Genomic DNA, 15,378 nt, shown 5'->3' on the forward strand with positions numbered 1-15,378 from the left:
AAATTAGCACCCCCTGTAAAATTAGGAATGCTGGTGCTAGTGTAAGCCCAGCTTAAGGTCGAAGCCCGTGCGTTTGCTCAGTCAGGTCAACCTCAATTCGCTGAAAATCGTGGAGAGTGCTGCGCGCCACGGGAATTTCACGCGAGCCGGAGAGGAGCAGTTCATCACCGCGTCAGCGGTCAGCCAGCGCGTCAAGAGCCTGGAGGATCAGCTCCGCTTCAAGATTTTCCAGCGCGGCGGCAATGCGGTGTCGCTGACGCCGGAGGGTGAGACCTATGTCTCGCGTGTTCGCGAGGCGCTGGAGCGGATCGTCGCTGCCAGCATGGAAGCGACCGGGCAATCGCAGGAACATGTGCTGAAGATATCCGTGCTGCCGACCTTCGCCGCGCGCTGGCTGTTCCCGCGCCTGCCGGAGTTCCAGCGGCAATATCCCGATATCGTGATGCGGGTTTCGACCTCCTACGCGACGCATGAGTTCGCGGCCTCCGATTTCGATCTCGAAATCCGCTACGGCGACGGCCATTTCAACGGGCTGCCATCCGATCTGCTGTTTCGGGAAGACCTGACACCGGTGTGCAGCCGCAAACTGTTCCATGAGGTTCTCGGCGACAAGCCGGTGTCAAAGGTGACGCCCGACGACCTCAGGCACTTCACGCTGCTGCATTCCGACACCTGTACCCAGAACTGGCAATCCTGGCTTGGTTTCGCCGGCGCCAGCTTCGTGCTCAGCGAGACCAAAAGCATCTATTTCGACTCGTGCATGATGTCCTACGAGGCGGCCAATGCCGGAATGGGCTTTGCGGTGGCCAACCGTGCCTATATGGCCAGCGACATCCGCGCCGAAAGGCTGGTCGCTCCCTTTGCCGTCCACCACACGAATAGCGCCGGTTGGTATTTCGTCTCCCCCCACAAGTGCCTTGCCGCACGCAAGGTGCTGCTGTTCAAACAATGGGTCATGGCGGAAGCGGCTTTGACGCAACGCCAATTGGACAGTGAAATCCGCGACCTGGCTACCGAAGCTGTCTGAAATTACCGAATGGCCTGACGTGAAGGCCATGCTTCTGCAAAAGATGCGGCGGTAGTCGGCGCTGGCCGGCCGCCTGGATTAGGCGAAAGCCCTGCCCTCTTCGGTACGCTGGAAATGCGCCAGATCGAGCGGCACGGAAGGACGACCCAGAACCGTCAGGATCATATGGGCCTGGCCGCGATGATGGGTCTGGTGGTTGAAGACATGCGCCAGCGCGGGCGCAAGGCGCTGCGAGACGGTGCGCATATCCGACACTGTCATGTAGGTGAAGCGGCCCGACAGCGCCTTGTCGCCCAAGCCGGAGAGCCAGTCGATGATCCGCCGGTCCTCAGCTTCGCGCGCGGTCCTCAGCTTGGGCAAGGCCCGATGCAGGATAGCGTCCAGTGCTGTCGGCGCGTCGCCCTCGCCGGTGAAGCGCTTCATCCAGATGCGATCGGCGGCAAGCAGATGGTTGAGAGTGCCCATCAGCGAGCCGAAGAAGGCGCCGACATCGCGATTGAATTCCTCTTCATCGAGGTCCGCAGCGGCATCATAGATGCGGCCATTGGCCCATTGATTATACGCCGCAAACATCATGAAGTGCTGTTTCATCTTTTCTCCCGCCGCCCCGTTTCGGGGTGTCGCGAGCGATACCTAGACCGCAAAGAGACCGGCGCCAATGACCATTCTGCTATATGAGCTCGTCGGGCGTGACGAGAGCCGTCCGTTCAGTCCGCATTGCTGGAAGGCGACGATGGCGCTGGCCCACAAGGGGCTGGATATCTCGACCGCGCCGACGCGTTTTCTCGAGGTGCCCACCATCGAGGGCGGCGCTTCGAAAACCGTTCCTGTGATCCGCGACGGCGACAAGGTCGTCATCGATTCCTTCGCCATCGCGCTCTATCTCGAGGAAGCCTATCCGGACCGGCCGACGCTGTTCGGCGGCGAAGGCGGCAAGGCGATGGCGCGCTTCATCGAGCGCTGGTCGCAATTGACCATCCATCCCTACGTCACCACCGCGGCGCTCGTCGACCTCCATGGCATGCAGGACGAAGAGAACGCCGTGTATTTCCGGCTGAGCCGGGAGCAGCGCCTTGGCAAGCGGTTGGAAGATGTCGTCGCGGTGCGCGATGCCGGCCTGGCGGCGTTTCGGGCTTCGCTCGAACCGCTGCGCTCGATGCTGGGCTACCAGCCTTTTATCGGCGGCGCCGCGCCGCTGTTTGCGGATTATATCGTCTTCGGCGCGCTGCAATGGGCGCGCATCGCCACGCCCTATCAGCTGCTTGAAGACAGCGACGTCGTGGCGCAATGGTTCGCGCGTTGCCTCGACCTGCATGGCGGACTGGGACGAAAGGTTGTCGCAGCGGCCTGACGGCCGCACGCGCCAGCCCTGCCCGCAAGGCGGGTTGGACGCGCCGTCAATGCGCGGCGAAAATCAGCGGCGGGATAGCGCGCCTACTTGGCCGTCTTCTTTGGCTTGCTTGCTTTCGCGGCAGCTTTTTCTTCCTTTGGAGCGGCTTTGGCCTTGCTGGCGCCAGATGCCTTCTTGGCCGACTTCTTGGCTGCCGACGGCTTGCCCGCATCTTCCCGATCGATGTCGGCTGCCGCCTGGTGCCAATGGCGTTCGTGGTGACCGGCCGGTTGCCCCTCTTCCTGCCAGATCTGATGTGCGCGGTTGCGAATGCGCTCCTGACGATCGTCTGCCATGGTCATGTTGTCTCCATTCGGGCCGACTTCAGCGCGGCGCCGACGCGTGACTATAGCAAGCAAAGCGTTGCTGTGCAGCCGTCTGATGTCGTCTCCTGGCTCGCCGGCCTGACCGGAAGCGCGGAGCGCTCCGACCCCTTGCTCTGGCTCCGGGCGGCCTGTATAGAGCCCGCCACTCTCAATTCCATTCTCAGACAAGGACGACCAATGGCGCTCGAACGCACCTTTTCCATGATCAAGCCGGACGCGACCCGGCGTAACCTCACTGGCGCCATCACCAAGATGCTGGAAGACGCCGGCCTGCGCGTCATCGCTTCGCGCCGCGTCTGGATGAGCCGCCGCGAGGCGGAAGGTTTCTACGCCGTCCACAAGGACCGTCCCTTCTTCGGCGAGCTGGTCGAGTTCATGTCGTCGGCTCCGACGATCGTCCAGGTGCTGGAAGGCGAGAACGCCATTGCCAAGAATCGCGAAGTGATGGGCGCCACCAACCCGGCCAACGCCGCCGAAGGCACCATCCGCAAGGTGCACGCGCTGTCGATCGGCGAGAATTCGGTGCACGGCTCCGACGCGCCGGAAACCGCCGCGCAGGAGATCAAGTACTGGTTCTCGGACACCGAGATCGTCGGCTGAGCCGATACTGCCAAATCTCATGCAAAAGGCCGGCGCTTCGCCGGCCTTTTCATTTGGCGATCAGCTCGCGGCGCTGAAGCGCAGGATTTCACGGCCGTTCTTGTCTGATATGGTGAGCTTGCCGGCATCGACCGTGTAGGACGCCGCCTTGGCCAAGGCATCGAACAAGGCCTTTTCCTCGGCCATCACCTCCGGCGCGCAGGCCTTGTAGGTCGAGCCGATGTCGCTGATCGCAATCGCCTGGCCATCGACTTTCGCGGTGGCGAAATAGGTGTTGCAGGGGCCGCTGCCGCCGGCCTTCCCGGCCTCGCTGACCCTGAACGTCGCCTGCGGTGCGGTGATGGCGCCGAGGCCATCGACATAGTCGACCACCCAGAGCTGGCCAAAGACGGAAGCCGTCGGCTCGGTGCCTGGCGTCACCATCTTCAGCATGATGGTCTGCGGCGCGTCGGTCAGCGGGTCGAGCTGATGGCGCACATCGGAAATGAACATCAACTTGCCGTCGACGGTGATCCGCGCCTGCAGTGCATAGGTCATCTGCGGCCGGATCACCGACGGATCGAATTTGATCTCGAAGCTGATCGGCACCTGGCCGGCCGGCTTGACCGTCTGCTCGCCGATGATCTTGGCCGGTGCATCGGCTAGTGAAACATCCGCAAGCTGGACCGAAAGCACGGCGCTGGGCGGCAGGGCGATGCGCTCGCGATAGATCACCTCGCCCCTCACCGCCTTTTCAGCGGCCACGGAGAGTTCCGGCACTGCCAGGATGCCGATGACCAGGGGCACGAAACCGAAGACGAAGAACTCCGTGAGCCTGTCCAGCATGACCACCTCCCTTGCCCATGGTTGCCAATACCCCGGGCTGCCAATGTCCTGGGCTGACCAGATGCGCTCAATTGGCCAAAGGATTGCGGTCAATACATGGCTGCGACGGGATTATTCGGACGATGACTTCCAGCGCTTTGCCGCCTGGGCGTCGGTTTCCTTGGCCTCGACCCAGCCACCTTCGGAACCATCGGTGCGATGCTCCTTCTTCCAGAAGGGCGCGCGCGATTTGAGGTAGTCCATGAGAAAGTTCGCCGCCTCGAACGCGGCCTGGCGATGGGCCGAGGCGGCCACCACCAGCACGACGTTCTCGCCCGGGCGTATCTTGCCATGGCGATGGATGACGGTGAGGCCCTGCAGCGGCCAGCGCCCAACCGCCTCGGCGGCGATACGGCCGATCTCCGCCTCCGCCATGCCGGGATAATGTTCGAGCTCCAGCGCCGAGAGCGCGCCCTGCTCATCGCGGCACAGGCCGGAGAAAGAAACCACCGCGCCAATGTCGGCGCGGCCTTGCGTCAGCCTGGCGATCTCGGCGGCGACGTCGAAATCTTCGCGCTGGATGCGCACGGTCGGCACAAGGACGGCCGACATAGTGTCAGCCTCCGGTCATCGGCGGGAACAGCGCGATCTCGCGCGCGCCCGCTATCTTTTCGCGGTGGTCGACATGTTCCTGGTTGATGGCAACGCGGATCACGTCGGGATATTGCAGCGCGTGCTCGTAGCCCTCGCCGCGCGATTGCAGCCAGCGCAAGAGATCGGCGACGGTCTCGAGGCCGGCTGGCAATTCGACGTCCTCTTCAGGCATGCCGATCCGTTCGCGCACCCAGGCAAAATAGATGAGGCGGGTCGTCATCTCACTCGTCCATGATGTGCTTGAGGCCGGCGCGGAAATAGTCGTAGCCGGTGTAGAGCGTGACGAGTGCGGCGATCCACAGCAGCACAAGGCCGGTCTGCGTCGTCAGCGGGAAGATCTTGTCGCCGGCCGGTCCCGCCAGCAGGAAGGCGATGGCGACCATCTGGATGGTGGTCTTCCACTTGGCAAGCTGCGTCACCGGCACCGAGACCTTGAGCGCCGCCAGATATTCGCGCAGGCCAGAAACCAGGATTTCGCGGCACAGGATGATGATGGCCGCCCACAGCGACCAGCCGGCAATGCCGGCATGGCGATCGGTGTCGGCCGCCAGCAGCAAAAGGCAGGTCGCGACCAGCAGCTTGTCGGCGATTGGGTCGAGCATCTTGCCGATGTTGGAGGTCTGCTGCCAGGCGCGCGCAAAATAGCCGTCGAAATAGTCGGTGACGGACGCCAGCAGGAAAATGATCAGCGCCGACCAGCGGGCGAAGTCGCTCGATTTCAGATGGCCTTCGAGAAAAAAGCACAGCACCACCAGCGGCACCGCGATGATGCGGGCGTAGGTCAGCATGTTGGGCAGGTTGAACGCGCGCTGGGCCATATCCGGTGGACTCTTTCTGCCTGCGTACTCAAATCAGAAGCCAATGTAGGGGGTCAACAGGCCAGATTCGACTGGCCAGCTGAAAGTGCCGAATTTTCAACTTTCGTGAAAATGATTGTAGACCAGTTTGGCGACCTGTTCGGAAATACCGTCGACTTTCCTCAAATCCTCGATCGCGGCACGGCTGACGGCCTTGGCGGTGCCGAATGCCAGCAGCAGCGCCCGCTTGCGGCCGGGGCCGATGCCGGCGATCTCGTCGAGCGGGCTCTTGACCATCTCCTTCTTGCGCCGCGCTCGGTGCGAGCCGATGGCGAAGCGATGGACCTCGTCGCGCAGCCGCTGGACGAAATAGAGCACGGGGTCGCGCACCGGCAGTGAAAAAGAATCCCTGCCCTTGACGAAAAAGCGCTCGCGGCCGGCATCGCGGTCCTGGCCCTTGGCGATGCCGATCGCCACGACGCGGTCCTCGATGCCGAGATCGGCGAGAATCTTGCGCACCGCCGTCATCTGGCCCTGGCCGCCATCGATCAGGATGACGTCGGGCCAGGCCGGGAAGCTGCCGGAGATGTCGTCTTCGATATCATCGCCTGCTTCCGCCGATGCAGCCTCGTCGGGGGCGATATCGCCGTGTTCCTTGAGCAGTCGCGAAAAGCGCCGCTCCATCACCTCGCGCATCATGCCGAAATCGTCGCCCGGCGTAATCTCGGTCGAGCGGATGTTGAATTTCCGGTACTGGTTTTTCACAAACCCTTCCGGCCCGGCGACAACCATGGCGCCGACGGCATTGGTGCCCATGATGTGTGAGTTGTCGTAGACCTCGATGCGCACCGGCGGCTTGGCCAGGCCGAAGGTCTCGGCAAAACCGGCCAGCAGTCGCCCTTGCGTCGAGGTTTCGGCCAGCCTGCGGCCCAACGCCTCGCGGGCGTTTTGCAAGGCATTGTCAGTCAGGTCCTTCTTCTCGCCGCGCTGCGGCACAGAGATCGCCACCTTGCGGCCGGCGCGGGTGGAGAGCGCCTCGGCCAGCAAGTCCTGGTCCTCGACGCCGTGCGACAGCAGAATGTTCCGGGGCGTCGGTTTGTCGTCGTAGAACTGCGCTAGGAACGAGCCCAAGACCTCGGCCGCTTCCAGGGCAGGATCGGCTTTCGGGAAATAGGCGCGGTTGCCCCAGTTCTGGCCCGTCCGGAAGAAGAACACCTGGATGCAGACCTGTCCGCCCTCCTGATGGATCGCGAAGACATCGGCCTCGTCGACGGTCGCGGGGTTGATGCCCTGATGGCTCTGCACATGCGACAGGGCGGCCAGCCGGTCGCGATAGATGGCGGCACGTTCGAAATCGAGGTCTTCAGAGGCCTGCTGCATGGCGGCCGAAATTTCGGTCTTCACCTTCTGGCTGCGGCCGGACAAAAAATCCTTCGCCTCGGCGACCAGCTCGGCATAGCCCTCATGCGAGATTTCGCCGGTGCAGGGGCCGGCGCAACGCTTGATCTGATAGAGCAGGCACGGCCGGGTGCGGTTCTCGTAGAACGAGTTGGTGCAGCTGCGCAGCAGGAAGGCGCGCTGCAGCGAATTGATGGTGCGGCCAACGGCGCCGGCCGAAGCGAAGGGGCCGAAATAGTCGCCTTTGCGCGACCGCGCGCCGCGATGCTTATAAATGCCGGGCGAGACATGGTCGCCAGTCAAAAGGATATAGGGGAACGACTTATCGTCGCGCATCAGCACATTGAATCGCGGCCGCAAGCGCTTGATAAGATTGGCTTCGAGCAGCAGCGCCTCGATCTCGGTGCGGGTGACGACGAATTCCATCGTCGACGTCTCGCGCACCATGCGGCCGATGCGGTTGGTGTGGAACCGGCCTTGCGCGTAGTTGGTGACACGCTTCTTCAGGCTGCGCGCCTTGCCGACATAGAGCACGTCGCCGGCGGCGTTCATCATGCGGTAGACACCGGGCGCGTTGGGCAGCCGCTTGACCAAGGTCTGGATCACCTCGGCGCCGACCATGCCCTCGGCATCGCCGGCATGCGGCGTCCAGTCGATGGCCGTGAAGGCGACATCCGGACCTGTCGGTTCGACGATCTCCTCCAGCGCCTCATCCTCGAGGTCGATTTCGGGAGGCAGGTCATCGGCGCCGCCACGCGGCTTGTTCTTTTGATCTAAAGGACTCATTCCGTCATGCCTGTCACATCGGGCGTCTGCCATGCAAGATGCTGGCCGCCATCGAGCGCGATCATCTGACCGGTGACCGAGCGCGCATCCCAGAGATAGCGGATGGTGGCGCCGAATTCCGGCAATTCCGGGCCACGCTTCAGGATCAGGCCAGCGACCTGCGCATCGAAATCCGAATCATCCTGGCGCACATTCTTCAGTGTCGGGCCAGGACCTATCGCGTTGACACGAATGCGCGGGCCGAGCGCCTGCGCCAGCATCTGCGTCTGGGTCCACAAAGCCGACTTCGACAATGCATAGGAGAAGTAGCGCGGCGTCGGCCGCCAGACGCGCTGATCGATGATGTTGACGATCAGCCCCTCGCGCCCCTCAGGCAAGGCGCGGGTGAAATTCTGCGCCAACAGCGCCGGCGTTTTCACGTGGATGGCAAAGTGGCGATCCCAGGCCTGCCAGTCGAAATCCTCGATGGAATCGTCAACGAAAAGCGATGCATTGTTGACCAGCAGCGAGATCGGACCCAGCGCGGCCTCCGCCTGGCCGACGAGGCCGCTGACGGCGTTCATGTCGGTCAGGTCCGCCCCAACAACGGTGGCGCGGCCGCCAGACTGATTGATCCCCGCGGCCAGGGCATCCGCCGCGTCGTGCGAGCGATTGGCGTGGATGGCCACGGCAAAACCATGGCCGGCGAGGTCTTCGACAATTGCCTTGCCGATCCGTTTCGCCCCGCCCGTCACCAGGGCCGCGGCAGTGGCTTTGCTCATCTGCTGTCAATCCTCAATTTCGGCTCGAAAACACGATGCCGACGAAATATGGCCTGGCATGCGTTAAACGGCATTCGCACTTGGGGCAGCATTGTGGCGAAACGCCCGGCTCGGCGTGCCGACTCGTCTTGGACTCGGAAGCGCCCGAGGGCAATATAGAGTGCTGGAGTCCATGCACCAAGCGGTGTGCAGCGCAGCATGGCCGGACTGCTGACATTTCGCTGTTGCGAAGATGCAACGTCAAGGTTCCGCCTCATTCACGCCGGGGAATGACCCAAGTTCAGGTTCGCTTCAGCCGCATTTCGACACGACATTTGGAACCGACGAACGCCAGATCCGTTTCACCCCCCGGACGGGTTGATGGCGATCGTGAGAAACAAGCCTGTGTCCTGTGGCTTAAGGAGTAAAGAACAATGCAAGCCAATCTCAAATTCGCACGGCCGCTGGCTGTCGCGTTCGGGCTCTTCGCCCTCGGTGGTACCGCCTATGCGGCGGACGTCGTCCAGGAAGAGCCGCCGGCGCCCGCTCCGGTTGCCGAACTGCCTGTCGCATCGTGGGCCGGCCCTTACGCTGGTCTTAACGTTGGCTACGGCTTCAGCGGCCGTACCAAGGAGAAGGACTTCGACGTTTCGACCAGCACCAAGGGTTTCGTCGGCAGCGTCTTCGGCGGCTATCAGTGGCAGCAGGAGAACTTCGTGTACGGCGGTGAAGCCGAACTCGGCTACAACGGCGTCAAGGGCGACGACAACGGCATCAATTCCAAGGCCGGCTTCGAAGGCTCGCTGCGTGCCCGTCTCGGCTACGCTGTGACCCCGGAAATCCTGCTCTATGGCACCGGCGGTCTCGCCGGCAGAAGCCTGAAGGTGGAAGACACCGTCCTCGGCGTCAGCGACCGCGCCACGATGCTCGGCTGGACCGCCGGCGTCGGCACCGACATCAAGCTGACCGACAACGTCTTCGGCCGTGTCGAGTACCGCTACACGGACTTCGGCTCGAAGAGCTTCGACGGTATCGGCAAGGTCAAGGCCACCGACAACCGCGTCACCTTCGGCGTCGGTATGAAGTTCTAAGTCGTTCAAGCCACGACACGAAAAAGCCGGGCCTCGCGCCCGGCTTTTTTATTGCCTGTGCTCCACCCGACCCTTCTCGCGTTGTTGGGCAGGAGAAGCCCGCAAAATAGCCGTTGTGCGCTTCTAGGCTTGAAAACCGCATGGCGAGCCTGCAAGCTTCGCTGCCGTCTCGGAGCCGACACCCACCGACGCAGAATCGGCTGGGCGACAGGCTTACGCACGCTGCTTTGCGACCTTGGCTGGCTTCGATTTCGGCGGCAGCGTCTCGACGAAGGTCAGCGCGCGATCGAGCCAACCTGCGAGATCGGTTTCAGTCACCGTGCCCTCCTGCGCGACATGGACGTAGCCCACCATCGAACGTCCGCCCATCTCCATCGGTCGCGCATGGGGACGCAAGGCCGCCTCTGCGTGCGCGGCCTTGCCGACGCGGACCAACAGCCCGCGCTTCGAGGTTCCGATCAGCATGTTGCCGTTGAGCATGAAGCAGGTGCCGCCGAACATCTTCTGTTCAGTGAAGGCGCGCTGACCGAGGGCGGCGCGCAGGCGCTCGACCATGGGATCGGAGGCCACGCTGGTTTTGGTGACGGACTTCGCCATGCTCGACACTCCGCAATTGCGTGGTTACAGGCAAGCACGGAAGCAGGCAGCGGTTCAAGGTGGAGAGCTAGGTGCGCGCTGTCACGCCGGCCTTCGCCAATCGCCAACGTTGAAGACTAACGCGTTACGTTTACGCCGGCACCGCCGGCTTCAGCTCCGGGAATTTTTCGTCGAAACGCGCCGCCCAGCGGGTCAGCCGGCCACGGCCCTTTTCCCATTTGCCGGCGAAACGCAGCGAGAGATAGCCGAGGCAGGCACGCAGCGCCATCTGACCGGCCGTGATCTTCTTCGGCAGTTTCGGCGGGTTGGCATTGAGCAGGTCGAGCGCGGCGGTGATCTTCGCCCACTGCCGGTCGAGCCAGGGCTGATAGACCATCTCGTCGGGCCGCGTGCGGCGCTCATAGACCATCGACAGCGCGCAATCGCAGATACCGTCGGCCAGCGCTTCCAGCACTTCCGCCTCCAGCCGCTTATCGGGATTGCGCGGGAACAACGCGTTCTTCGAAATCCGGTTGAGGTGCTGGGTGATGGCGCGGCTGTCGTGAACAGAACGGCCATCGTCGAGCACCAGCACCGGGATCTTGCCGAGCGGATTGGCACCGATCAGTTCGGCCGGCTTGTCCTCGGTCTTGACCGGCACCAAATCGATCGCGATCCCGGCATAGGCCGCGGCCATCCTTACCTTGGAGCTGTAAGGAGAGGTGGATGCGTAGAGCAGCTTCGGCATGATCGGTTTCCTGTTTGCAGCCGCCCAGTGTTGACTGGACAGGCGCTTGCGATCAACCGCCAGGGCGCGAAAAAACAGCAGCCAGAAACCGCTTGCGGGTTCCGCTCCAGACATCACGGACAGGCTTACAGGCTGGTACGCCGGAAACACAAACAAACGACGACGGCAGGTTGACGGGATTCAAAACCTGCTTCCGCATCTCACGAACCCAGGCATCGCACCCGGGCCTTCGCCAACCGGCAAGGAGACAATCCAAGGAGCGAGCGAGGCAGCCAACCGGCGCCTCGCTTTGCATGCCCCTAGGTCCCATCCCGATGTTCAGCCCTTTGGGGCTGAACCCGCTGCCGGACAGCTTCTATCCAGAGCGTCAGAGCGTCCTTGCGAACCCCAAAGGGATACGCGACGCCCCAACGACCGGTCTATTTCTTGGCCGGAGCCTTCGCCTTCGCAGGCGCTGCCTTGGCCTTCGGCGCGGCGGCTTTCTTCACCGCGGGCTTTGTCGCGGCCGCTGCTGCTTTCGCGACTGGCTTTGCCGCTGCTTTCGCTGCCGGCTTTGCCGCTGCCTTGGCGGCGGGCTTTGCCGCTGCCTTGGCGGGCGCTGCTTTCTTGGCCGCGGGTTTCGCCGCCGCCTTGGCCGCCGGCTTCTTCGCCGGTGCTGTCTTCGCCGCGGGCTTTGCCGCTGCCTTGGCGGGCGCGGCCTTCTTCACTGCCGGCTTTGCCGCAGCCTTGGCCGCCGGCTTCTTGGCCGGTGCTGCCTTCGCCGCGGGTTTTGCCGCCGCCTTCGCAGGCGCTGCTTTCTTCACTGCCGTTGCGGCCTTCGCCGCGACTGCTTTTGCGGGTGCTTTCTTTGCCGGTGCCTTGGATGCCGGCGCTTTAGATGACTGCTTAGCCATGTCATGCCCCTTCACGTTATGCCGTTGGCCGTGAATGACCCCGGCGCGCAATGCATATCTGACTCGCGGCTCGCTAGCCAGCGAAGCAATGGTATGATTTTCTCAGCTTAAATTTTGGTTGAGATCGGCACACGATCGCACTCATCATCGCAAAAATCCGCTGCTGATCTTCTGATACCGCCAGAAATTTAACACCGGCATTCTCAATGAGAACCCGCCATGAAGCAGGGAAGATTAGCGAGCAGCTTCACGCATGATCTTCGTCCGCGAATATCAGGACCTGCCACCTCATCGAAGCGATCATCTTCTGTAAGCAAACGATCCATGCGGATCACGAGCGCGACGCGACGACCAATCTGAAGATCACCTTGTCAAGCGCACTTCCCTCGCCCCCGCTGATTGACAGATAGCTCTGCAAGGCAGAGTATTCTGCATCAGACTGGAGCTGACGATTTGATTTCGATCGCACGGAGGCAACCGACGGGACCGCTGTCCGCAATCGCCGAGCCAGGTGGCGACCGCCCAGGGCTTGGCCGCAGTGGAGCCTATCGGTGAGCGCCGACGACATCATCCATCAGAGCACACGGCTCAGGATCATGGCCATCCTGAACACGTTGGAAAGGCGTGAGGCGCTGGAGTTCACCCAGTTGAAGGCCATGATTGAAACGACCGATGGAAATCTCGGAGCGCACATCGATACGCTGGCCAGAGCGGGCTATGTCGATGTTGAAAAGCTTTTCGTCGGGCGACGGCCGCAGACCCGGGTCAAGGCAACGACGATTGGGCGGCGGGCCTTTCGCGGCCACATCGCTTTTCTTCGCAGGATCATCGATCAGGCCGAAGCGGCGCGACGCAGGAAATAGCGCTGCGATTGGGCGGTTTCCTTCAGCGCGTGGCGACGACGGCAACGCCGGCGCCAATCATGACGCCGCCCGCCGCGCGGTTGACCCGGCGCACGATCCTGGGCGTGCGCAACAGGCTGCGGGCGCGGCCGGCAAGGAGGACATGCCCGCCGATCACCACGATCTCGACAGCCAGGATCACCGCGATGAGGATGCCGAGATGCGCTGATGTGAGCGAGGCTCCGACGACATTGGGCAGCAGCGCCACGTAGAACAGCGGCATTTTCGGATTGCCGAGATTGAGCGCGACACCGGTGGCGAAGATCGTCAGCAGCCCGCGCCGCCCGGAGACGGGCTGCAGCTCCGGCACGACGGGCACGGCCGTCCAAAGCCTGATGCCCATCCAGATCAGATAGGCCGCTCCGCCGTATCGAAGCACCGTCATGACGATTGCCATCTTGGCGGCGATGATCGACAGGCCGAAGGCTGCGAGCATCAAGAAGATGAGGATGCCGACCACGGTGCCGGCGCCGTAGGCGATGCCCGACGCGGCGCCGCTGGAGATCGTGCGGGCGACGATGGTCATGTTGTCCGGGCCAGGGCTGGCGGCGAACACGAAGAAGGCGGCCGCAAAGGCAAGGATGGTGGCAAAGTCCATGAAGGTTCCCGAAAGTGATGTGTTGCTCTCGGGTGTTCAGGTTAGCCGATTTGCCTGCCGGCGACAGCCCGAAAGTTCAGGACTTCCGTGACACCAGCAGCGCGGCCGCGGCGGATGCCGCGCCGAACAGGCAGGTGCCGCTCCAGCCCCACGCCGAATAGGCAAGTCCCGCGAGACCGGAGCCGCAGCCGCAGCCGAGAATCATCGTCGCCATGAAGATGGCGTTCAGGCGGCTGCGGGCGGTCGGATCGAGGGCATGGATGCGCGCCCGGTTGGCGACCTGCGACGACTGCACGCCGAGATCGAGGATCAGCACTGCGACGATCATCGCCGCCAGCGATCCCTGGAACAAGCCAAGGATGGCGAAGGCGGCAACCACCAGGCCGGCGGTACCGCGGGTACCGGCAGGCGCATGCATTGTCGTCACGATTGATAACCCAGGCAGATGGCGCCGAGCGCGACGACGGCGCAGGCGCCGACGCGGCGGGGCGTCAGTGTCTCGCCAAGAAACAACCGGCCGATGAAGGCCGCGAAGACGACGCTGGTCTCGCGGATCGCAGTGATCGGACCGGCAGGCCCGAGCGCGAAGGCCGCCACCACGACGCCATAGGCGAGAAGCGCGAACAGGCCGCCGCCCAGTGCTTTCCAGGTTTCCGGCGCCCGCGGGTCGACAGTCAGCCGGCCGCGGCAAGTGACGAAGGTCGCCGGCAGCAGGGCGCCATAGGCCAGCAGCACCCAGGCCGTGTAGCCGCCGACATTGCCCGCAGTACGGACGCCGATCGCATCAACCGTCGCATAGGCGGCGATGATTGCTCCTGTTGCCAGCGCGTAAAGGATCGATGTCGTGGCGGCTCTTCCGCGTCCAAGCGAAAGACCCATGATGCCGCCACCGACCAGGGCAACGCCGACGGCCTCCAGAACCGTGAGTTGCTGGCCGGCGAGCAGGAAGCCGCCAAGGGTGACGAGCAGAGGCACGCTGCCGCGAACAATCGGATAGACCTGTCCCAATTCGCCATATCTGTAGGCGGCCACCAGAAACACGCTGTAGCCGACCTGCAGGCAGGCCGAGAGCCCGACATAGGGCCAGGCCGACGTGGCTGGAAAACCGTTGAAGATGGCGAGAGGAATGGCCAGCGCCGTGCCGGAGAAGCTCATGACGGTGACGGTCCACAACCTGTCGGCGCCGGTTCGCAGGAAAGCGTTCCAGCTTGCGTGCAGTATCGCCGCGAAGAGCGCGAGCCCGATGACCAGCGGGCTCATTGCGGCCTGCGCGACGCGGCGATGATGTCCAGAGCCGCCTTACGGGCTTCACGCAATGCGGTATCCGCCTGCCCCATCTGCGCCATCAGGGTGGCGCCTTCGATCAGCATCAGCAGCGTCGCCGCCACGTTCTCGGCCCGCCCACGCGGCATCACCTCCGAAAGGATCGATCGCATGCGCTGCCTCAAGCCATTCTTCTGCCTGGCGACAGCCTCGAACACCGGATGCCGGGGATCGCCGAACTCGGCCAGCGCATGCGCGAACAGACAGCCGTGAAAATCCGGGCTGCGGAACCAGCGGCGATGCCAGTCGAAAATCTCTGCGATCTTCTGCTCCGGCGTGAGGCTCTTTTGGGCAAGCTTGTCGAGCTGATCGTCAAAACGCCTGGCGCGATAGTCGAGCACCGCGACGATCAGCTCGTCCTTGCTGGGGAAATGCCGGTACATCGTCATCTTGGCCACGTCGGCCTCGTCGATGATTCGGTCGATGCCGGTGGCATGGAAGCCGGCGCGCTTGAACAGCGTATAGGCGGTTTCAACGACATGCTGGCGTTTGTCGGAGACAGGTGACGGTGTCATGATGCGCACCATGTGATGAGACAGGTCTGTCTCATATTCATGCGACGAATCTCACTTTCTGTCAACACGGCACAAAAAACGCTTGCGGCCGATCGAGCCGCAGGCGCTAGGCAAATCGAGAATTTTGGAAGACGATGCTTAGGGTGTGTCGAGATTCAGGTCAGGCCGAGTCGAAAACGGTAGCTACCGAGAACCGGAGCGGAGCGTACT

General features: G+C 63.0%; 20 protein-coding genes. 5 read left to right on the forward strand and 15 right to left on the reverse strand.

All coding sequences use genetic code 11. The annotated features are described in order from the left end of the window. Positions 1-67 precede the first annotated feature (67 nt). Positions 68-1,027 carry a LysR substrate-binding domain-containing protein gene (locus tag ACWGS8_RS25060; RefSeq protein ID WP_454583423.1) on the forward strand — a complete coding sequence of 320 codons (960 nt, stop codon included), beginning with the start codon at positions 68-70 and terminating at the stop codon, positions 1,025-1,027. 78 nt (positions 1,028-1,105) lie between these two features. Here ACWGS8_RS25060 and ACWGS8_RS25065 read toward each other — a convergent pair whose 3' ends face one another. After that, on the reverse strand, positions 1,106-1,618 hold the full coding sequence (locus tag ACWGS8_RS25065) for a DinB family protein (RefSeq protein WP_454583424.1): 513 nt from the start codon (positions 1,616-1,618) through the stop codon (positions 1,106-1,108). Positions 1,619-1,685: 67 nt separating this feature from the next. Here ACWGS8_RS25065 and ACWGS8_RS25070 point away from each other — a divergent pair, with 67 nt between their 5' ends. Then, positions 1,686-2,378 (forward strand): glutathione S-transferase family protein, encoded by a 693-nt coding sequence (locus ACWGS8_RS25070; RefSeq protein WP_454583425.1) that lies wholly within the window; start codon positions 1,686-1,688, stop codon positions 2,376-2,378. Positions 2,379-2,461: 83 nt separating this feature from the next. Here the strand turns inward: ACWGS8_RS25070 and ACWGS8_RS25075 are convergent, their stop codons facing one another. Continuing rightward, positions 2,462-2,719: a DUF2934 domain-containing protein gene (locus tag ACWGS8_RS25075; RefSeq protein WP_454583426.1), complete on the reverse strand. Its 258-nt coding sequence runs from the start codon at positions 2,717-2,719 to the stop codon at positions 2,462-2,464. Between the two features lie 201 nt (positions 2,720-2,920). Here ACWGS8_RS25075 and ndk point away from each other — a divergent pair, with 201 nt between their 5' ends. Further along, positions 2,921-3,343: a nucleoside-diphosphate kinase gene (gene ndk, locus ACWGS8_RS25080; RefSeq protein ID WP_008875017.1), complete on the forward strand. Its 423-nt coding sequence runs from the start codon at positions 2,921-2,923 to the stop codon at positions 3,341-3,343. Between the two features lie 60 nt (positions 3,344-3,403). On the opposite strand, the gene ACWGS8_RS25085 is transcribed toward ndk, so the two are convergent. From ACWGS8_RS25085 to ACWGS8_RS25110, 6 genes are all read right to left on the reverse strand, one after another. Continuing rightward, positions 3,404-4,168, reverse strand: coding sequence for a YbaY family lipoprotein (locus ACWGS8_RS25085; protein WP_454583427.1), 765 nt, complete (start codon positions 4,166-4,168; stop codon positions 3,404-3,406). 111 nt (positions 4,169-4,279) lie between these two features. Then, a complete protein-coding gene (locus tag ACWGS8_RS25090; protein ID WP_454583428.1) occupies positions 4,280-4,759 on the reverse strand; it encodes a molybdenum cofactor biosynthesis protein MoaE in 480 nt (159 codons plus the stop codon). A 4-nt stretch (positions 4,760-4,763) separates the two neighbouring features. After that, a complete protein-coding gene (gene moaD / locus ACWGS8_RS25095; protein WP_454583429.1) occupies positions 4,764-5,021 on the reverse strand; it encodes a molybdopterin converting factor subunit 1 in 258 nt (85 codons plus the stop codon). A 1-nt stretch (position 5,022) separates the two neighbouring features. After that, positions 5,023-5,619: a CDP-diacylglycerol--glycerol-3-phosphate 3-phosphatidyltransferase gene (pgsA, locus tag ACWGS8_RS25100; RefSeq protein ID WP_454583430.1), complete on the reverse strand. Its 597-nt coding sequence runs from the start codon at positions 5,617-5,619 to the stop codon at positions 5,023-5,025. A 96-nt stretch (positions 5,620-5,715) separates the two neighbouring features. Beyond that, positions 5,716-7,782: an excinuclease ABC subunit UvrC gene (uvrC, locus tag ACWGS8_RS25105; protein WP_454583431.1), complete on the reverse strand. Its 2,067-nt coding sequence runs from the start codon at positions 7,780-7,782 to the stop codon at positions 5,716-5,718. Then, complete coding sequence (locus tag ACWGS8_RS25110) at positions 7,779-8,543, reverse strand: SDR family oxidoreductase (RefSeq protein ID WP_454583432.1); 765 nt, start codon at positions 8,541-8,543, stop codon at positions 7,779-7,781. Before ACWGS8_RS25110 ends, uvrC begins: the two co-directional genes overlap by 4 nt. A 413-nt stretch (positions 8,544-8,956) precedes the next feature. On the opposite strand from ACWGS8_RS25110, the gene ACWGS8_RS25115 reads away from it, so the two are divergent. Then, complete coding sequence (locus tag ACWGS8_RS25115) at positions 8,957-9,613, forward strand: outer membrane protein (protein WP_454583433.1); 657 nt, start codon at positions 8,957-8,959, stop codon at positions 9,611-9,613. A 213-nt stretch (positions 9,614-9,826) separates the two neighbouring features. On the opposite strand, the gene ACWGS8_RS25120 is transcribed toward ACWGS8_RS25115, so the two are convergent. From ACWGS8_RS25120 to ACWGS8_RS25130, 3 genes are all read right to left on the reverse strand, one after another. Further along, entirely contained in the window at positions 9,827-10,210 is a 384-nt protein-coding gene (locus ACWGS8_RS25120) for a TfoX/Sxy family protein (RefSeq protein ID WP_454583434.1), read from the reverse strand. A gap of 130 nt (positions 10,211-10,340) precedes the next feature. Further along, complete coding sequence (locus ACWGS8_RS25125; RefSeq protein WP_454583435.1) at positions 10,341-10,937, reverse strand: glutathione S-transferase; 597 nt, start codon at positions 10,935-10,937, stop codon at positions 10,341-10,343. 419 nt (positions 10,938-11,356) lie between these two features. Beyond that, positions 11,357-11,830, reverse strand: coding sequence for a hypothetical protein (locus ACWGS8_RS25130; protein ID WP_454583436.1), 474 nt, complete (start codon positions 11,828-11,830; stop codon positions 11,357-11,359). Positions 11,831-12,381: 551 nt separating this feature from the next. Between ACWGS8_RS25130 and ACWGS8_RS25135 the strand changes: the two genes are divergently transcribed. Further along, positions 12,382-12,693 (forward strand): transcriptional regulator, encoded by a 312-nt coding sequence (locus ACWGS8_RS25135; RefSeq protein WP_454583437.1) that lies wholly within the window; start codon positions 12,382-12,384, stop codon positions 12,691-12,693. Positions 12,694-12,715: 22 nt separating this feature from the next. Here the strand turns inward: ACWGS8_RS25135 and ACWGS8_RS25140 are convergent, their stop codons facing one another. The 4 genes from ACWGS8_RS25140 to ACWGS8_RS25155 form a co-directional block, all read right to left on the reverse strand. Continuing rightward, positions 12,716-13,330 carry a LysE family translocator gene (locus ACWGS8_RS25140; protein WP_454583438.1) on the reverse strand — a complete coding sequence of 205 codons (615 nt, stop codon included), beginning with the start codon at positions 13,328-13,330 and terminating at the stop codon, positions 12,716-12,718. 76 nt (positions 13,331-13,406) lie between these two features. After that, complete coding sequence (locus tag ACWGS8_RS25145; RefSeq protein WP_454583439.1) at positions 13,407-13,757, reverse strand: hypothetical protein; 351 nt, start codon at positions 13,755-13,757, stop codon at positions 13,407-13,409. Continuing rightward, positions 13,754-14,590, reverse strand: a complete 837-nt coding sequence (locus tag ACWGS8_RS25150) for an EamA family transporter (RefSeq protein ID WP_454583440.1) — start codon at positions 14,588-14,590, stop codon at positions 13,754-13,756. The genes ACWGS8_RS25145 and ACWGS8_RS25150 overlap by 4 nt, the downstream gene beginning before the upstream one ends. Then, positions 14,587-15,168 carry a TetR/AcrR family transcriptional regulator gene (locus ACWGS8_RS25155; RefSeq protein WP_454583441.1) on the reverse strand — a complete coding sequence of 194 codons (582 nt, stop codon included), beginning with the start codon at positions 15,166-15,168 and terminating at the stop codon, positions 14,587-14,589. The genes ACWGS8_RS25150 and ACWGS8_RS25155 overlap by 4 nt, the downstream gene beginning before the upstream one ends. Positions 15,169-15,378: the final 210 nt, after the last annotated feature.

It is taken from the genome of Mesorhizobium sp. 43Arga, assembly GCF_053714255.1.

What these genes read in the sequence shown, in the direction of transcription:
- moaD (WP_454583429.1), bottom strand. Translation starts at nt 5,021, where the DNA reads ATGACGACCCGCCTCATCTATTTTGCCTGGGTGCGCGAACGGATCGGC.
- ACWGS8_RS25155 (WP_454583441.1), bottom strand. Translation starts at nt 15,168, where the DNA reads ATGACACCGTCACCTGTCTCCGACAAACGCCAGCATGTCGTTGAAACC.
- ACWGS8_RS25130 (WP_454583436.1), bottom strand. Translation starts at nt 11,830, where the DNA reads ATGGCTAAGCAGTCATCTAAAGCGCCGGCATCCAAGGCACCGGCAAAG.
- ACWGS8_RS25125 (WP_454583435.1), bottom strand. Translation starts at nt 10,937, where the DNA reads ATGCCGAAGCTGCTCTACGCATCCACCTCTCCTTACAGCTCCAAGGTA.
- ACWGS8_RS25070 (WP_454583425.1), top strand. Translation starts at nt 1,686, where the DNA reads ATGACCATTCTGCTATATGAGCTCGTCGGGCGTGACGAGAGCCGTCCG.
- ndk (WP_008875017.1), top strand. Translation starts at nt 2,921, where the DNA reads ATGGCGCTCGAACGCACCTTTTCCATGATCAAGCCGGACGCGACCCGG.
- uvrC (WP_454583431.1), bottom strand. Translation starts at nt 7,782, where the DNA reads ATGAGTCCTTTAGATCAAAAGAACAAGCCGCGTGGCGGCGCCGATGAC.
- ACWGS8_RS25065 (WP_454583424.1), bottom strand. Translation starts at nt 1,618, where the DNA reads ATGAAACAGCACTTCATGATGTTTGCGGCGTATAATCAATGGGCCAAT.
- ACWGS8_RS25090 (WP_454583428.1), bottom strand. Translation starts at nt 4,759, where the DNA reads ATGTCGGCCGTCCTTGTGCCGACCGTGCGCATCCAGCGCGAAGATTTC.
- ACWGS8_RS25140 (WP_454583438.1), bottom strand. Translation starts at nt 13,330, where the DNA reads ATGGACTTTGCCACCATCCTTGCCTTTGCGGCCGCCTTCTTCGTGTTC.
- ACWGS8_RS25075 (WP_454583426.1), bottom strand. Translation starts at nt 2,719, where the DNA reads ATGACCATGGCAGACGATCGTCAGGAGCGCATTCGCAACCGCGCACAT.
- ACWGS8_RS25150 (WP_454583440.1), bottom strand. Translation starts at nt 14,590, where the DNA reads ATGAGCCCGCTGGTCATCGGGCTCGCGCTCTTCGCGGCGATACTGCAC.
- ACWGS8_RS25110 (WP_454583432.1), bottom strand. Translation starts at nt 8,543, where the DNA reads ATGAGCAAAGCCACTGCCGCGGCCCTGGTGACGGGCGGGGCGAAACGG.
- ACWGS8_RS25115 (WP_454583433.1), top strand. Translation starts at nt 8,957, where the DNA reads ATGCAAGCCAATCTCAAATTCGCACGGCCGCTGGCTGTCGCGTTCGGG.
- ACWGS8_RS25085 (WP_454583427.1), bottom strand. Translation starts at nt 4,168, where the DNA reads ATGCTGGACAGGCTCACGGAGTTCTTCGTCTTCGGTTTCGTGCCCCTG.
- ACWGS8_RS25120 (WP_454583434.1), bottom strand. Translation starts at nt 10,210, where the DNA reads ATGGCGAAGTCCGTCACCAAAACCAGCGTGGCCTCCGATCCCATGGTC.
- pgsA (WP_454583430.1), bottom strand. Translation starts at nt 5,619, where the DNA reads ATGGCCCAGCGCGCGTTCAACCTGCCCAACATGCTGACCTACGCCCGC.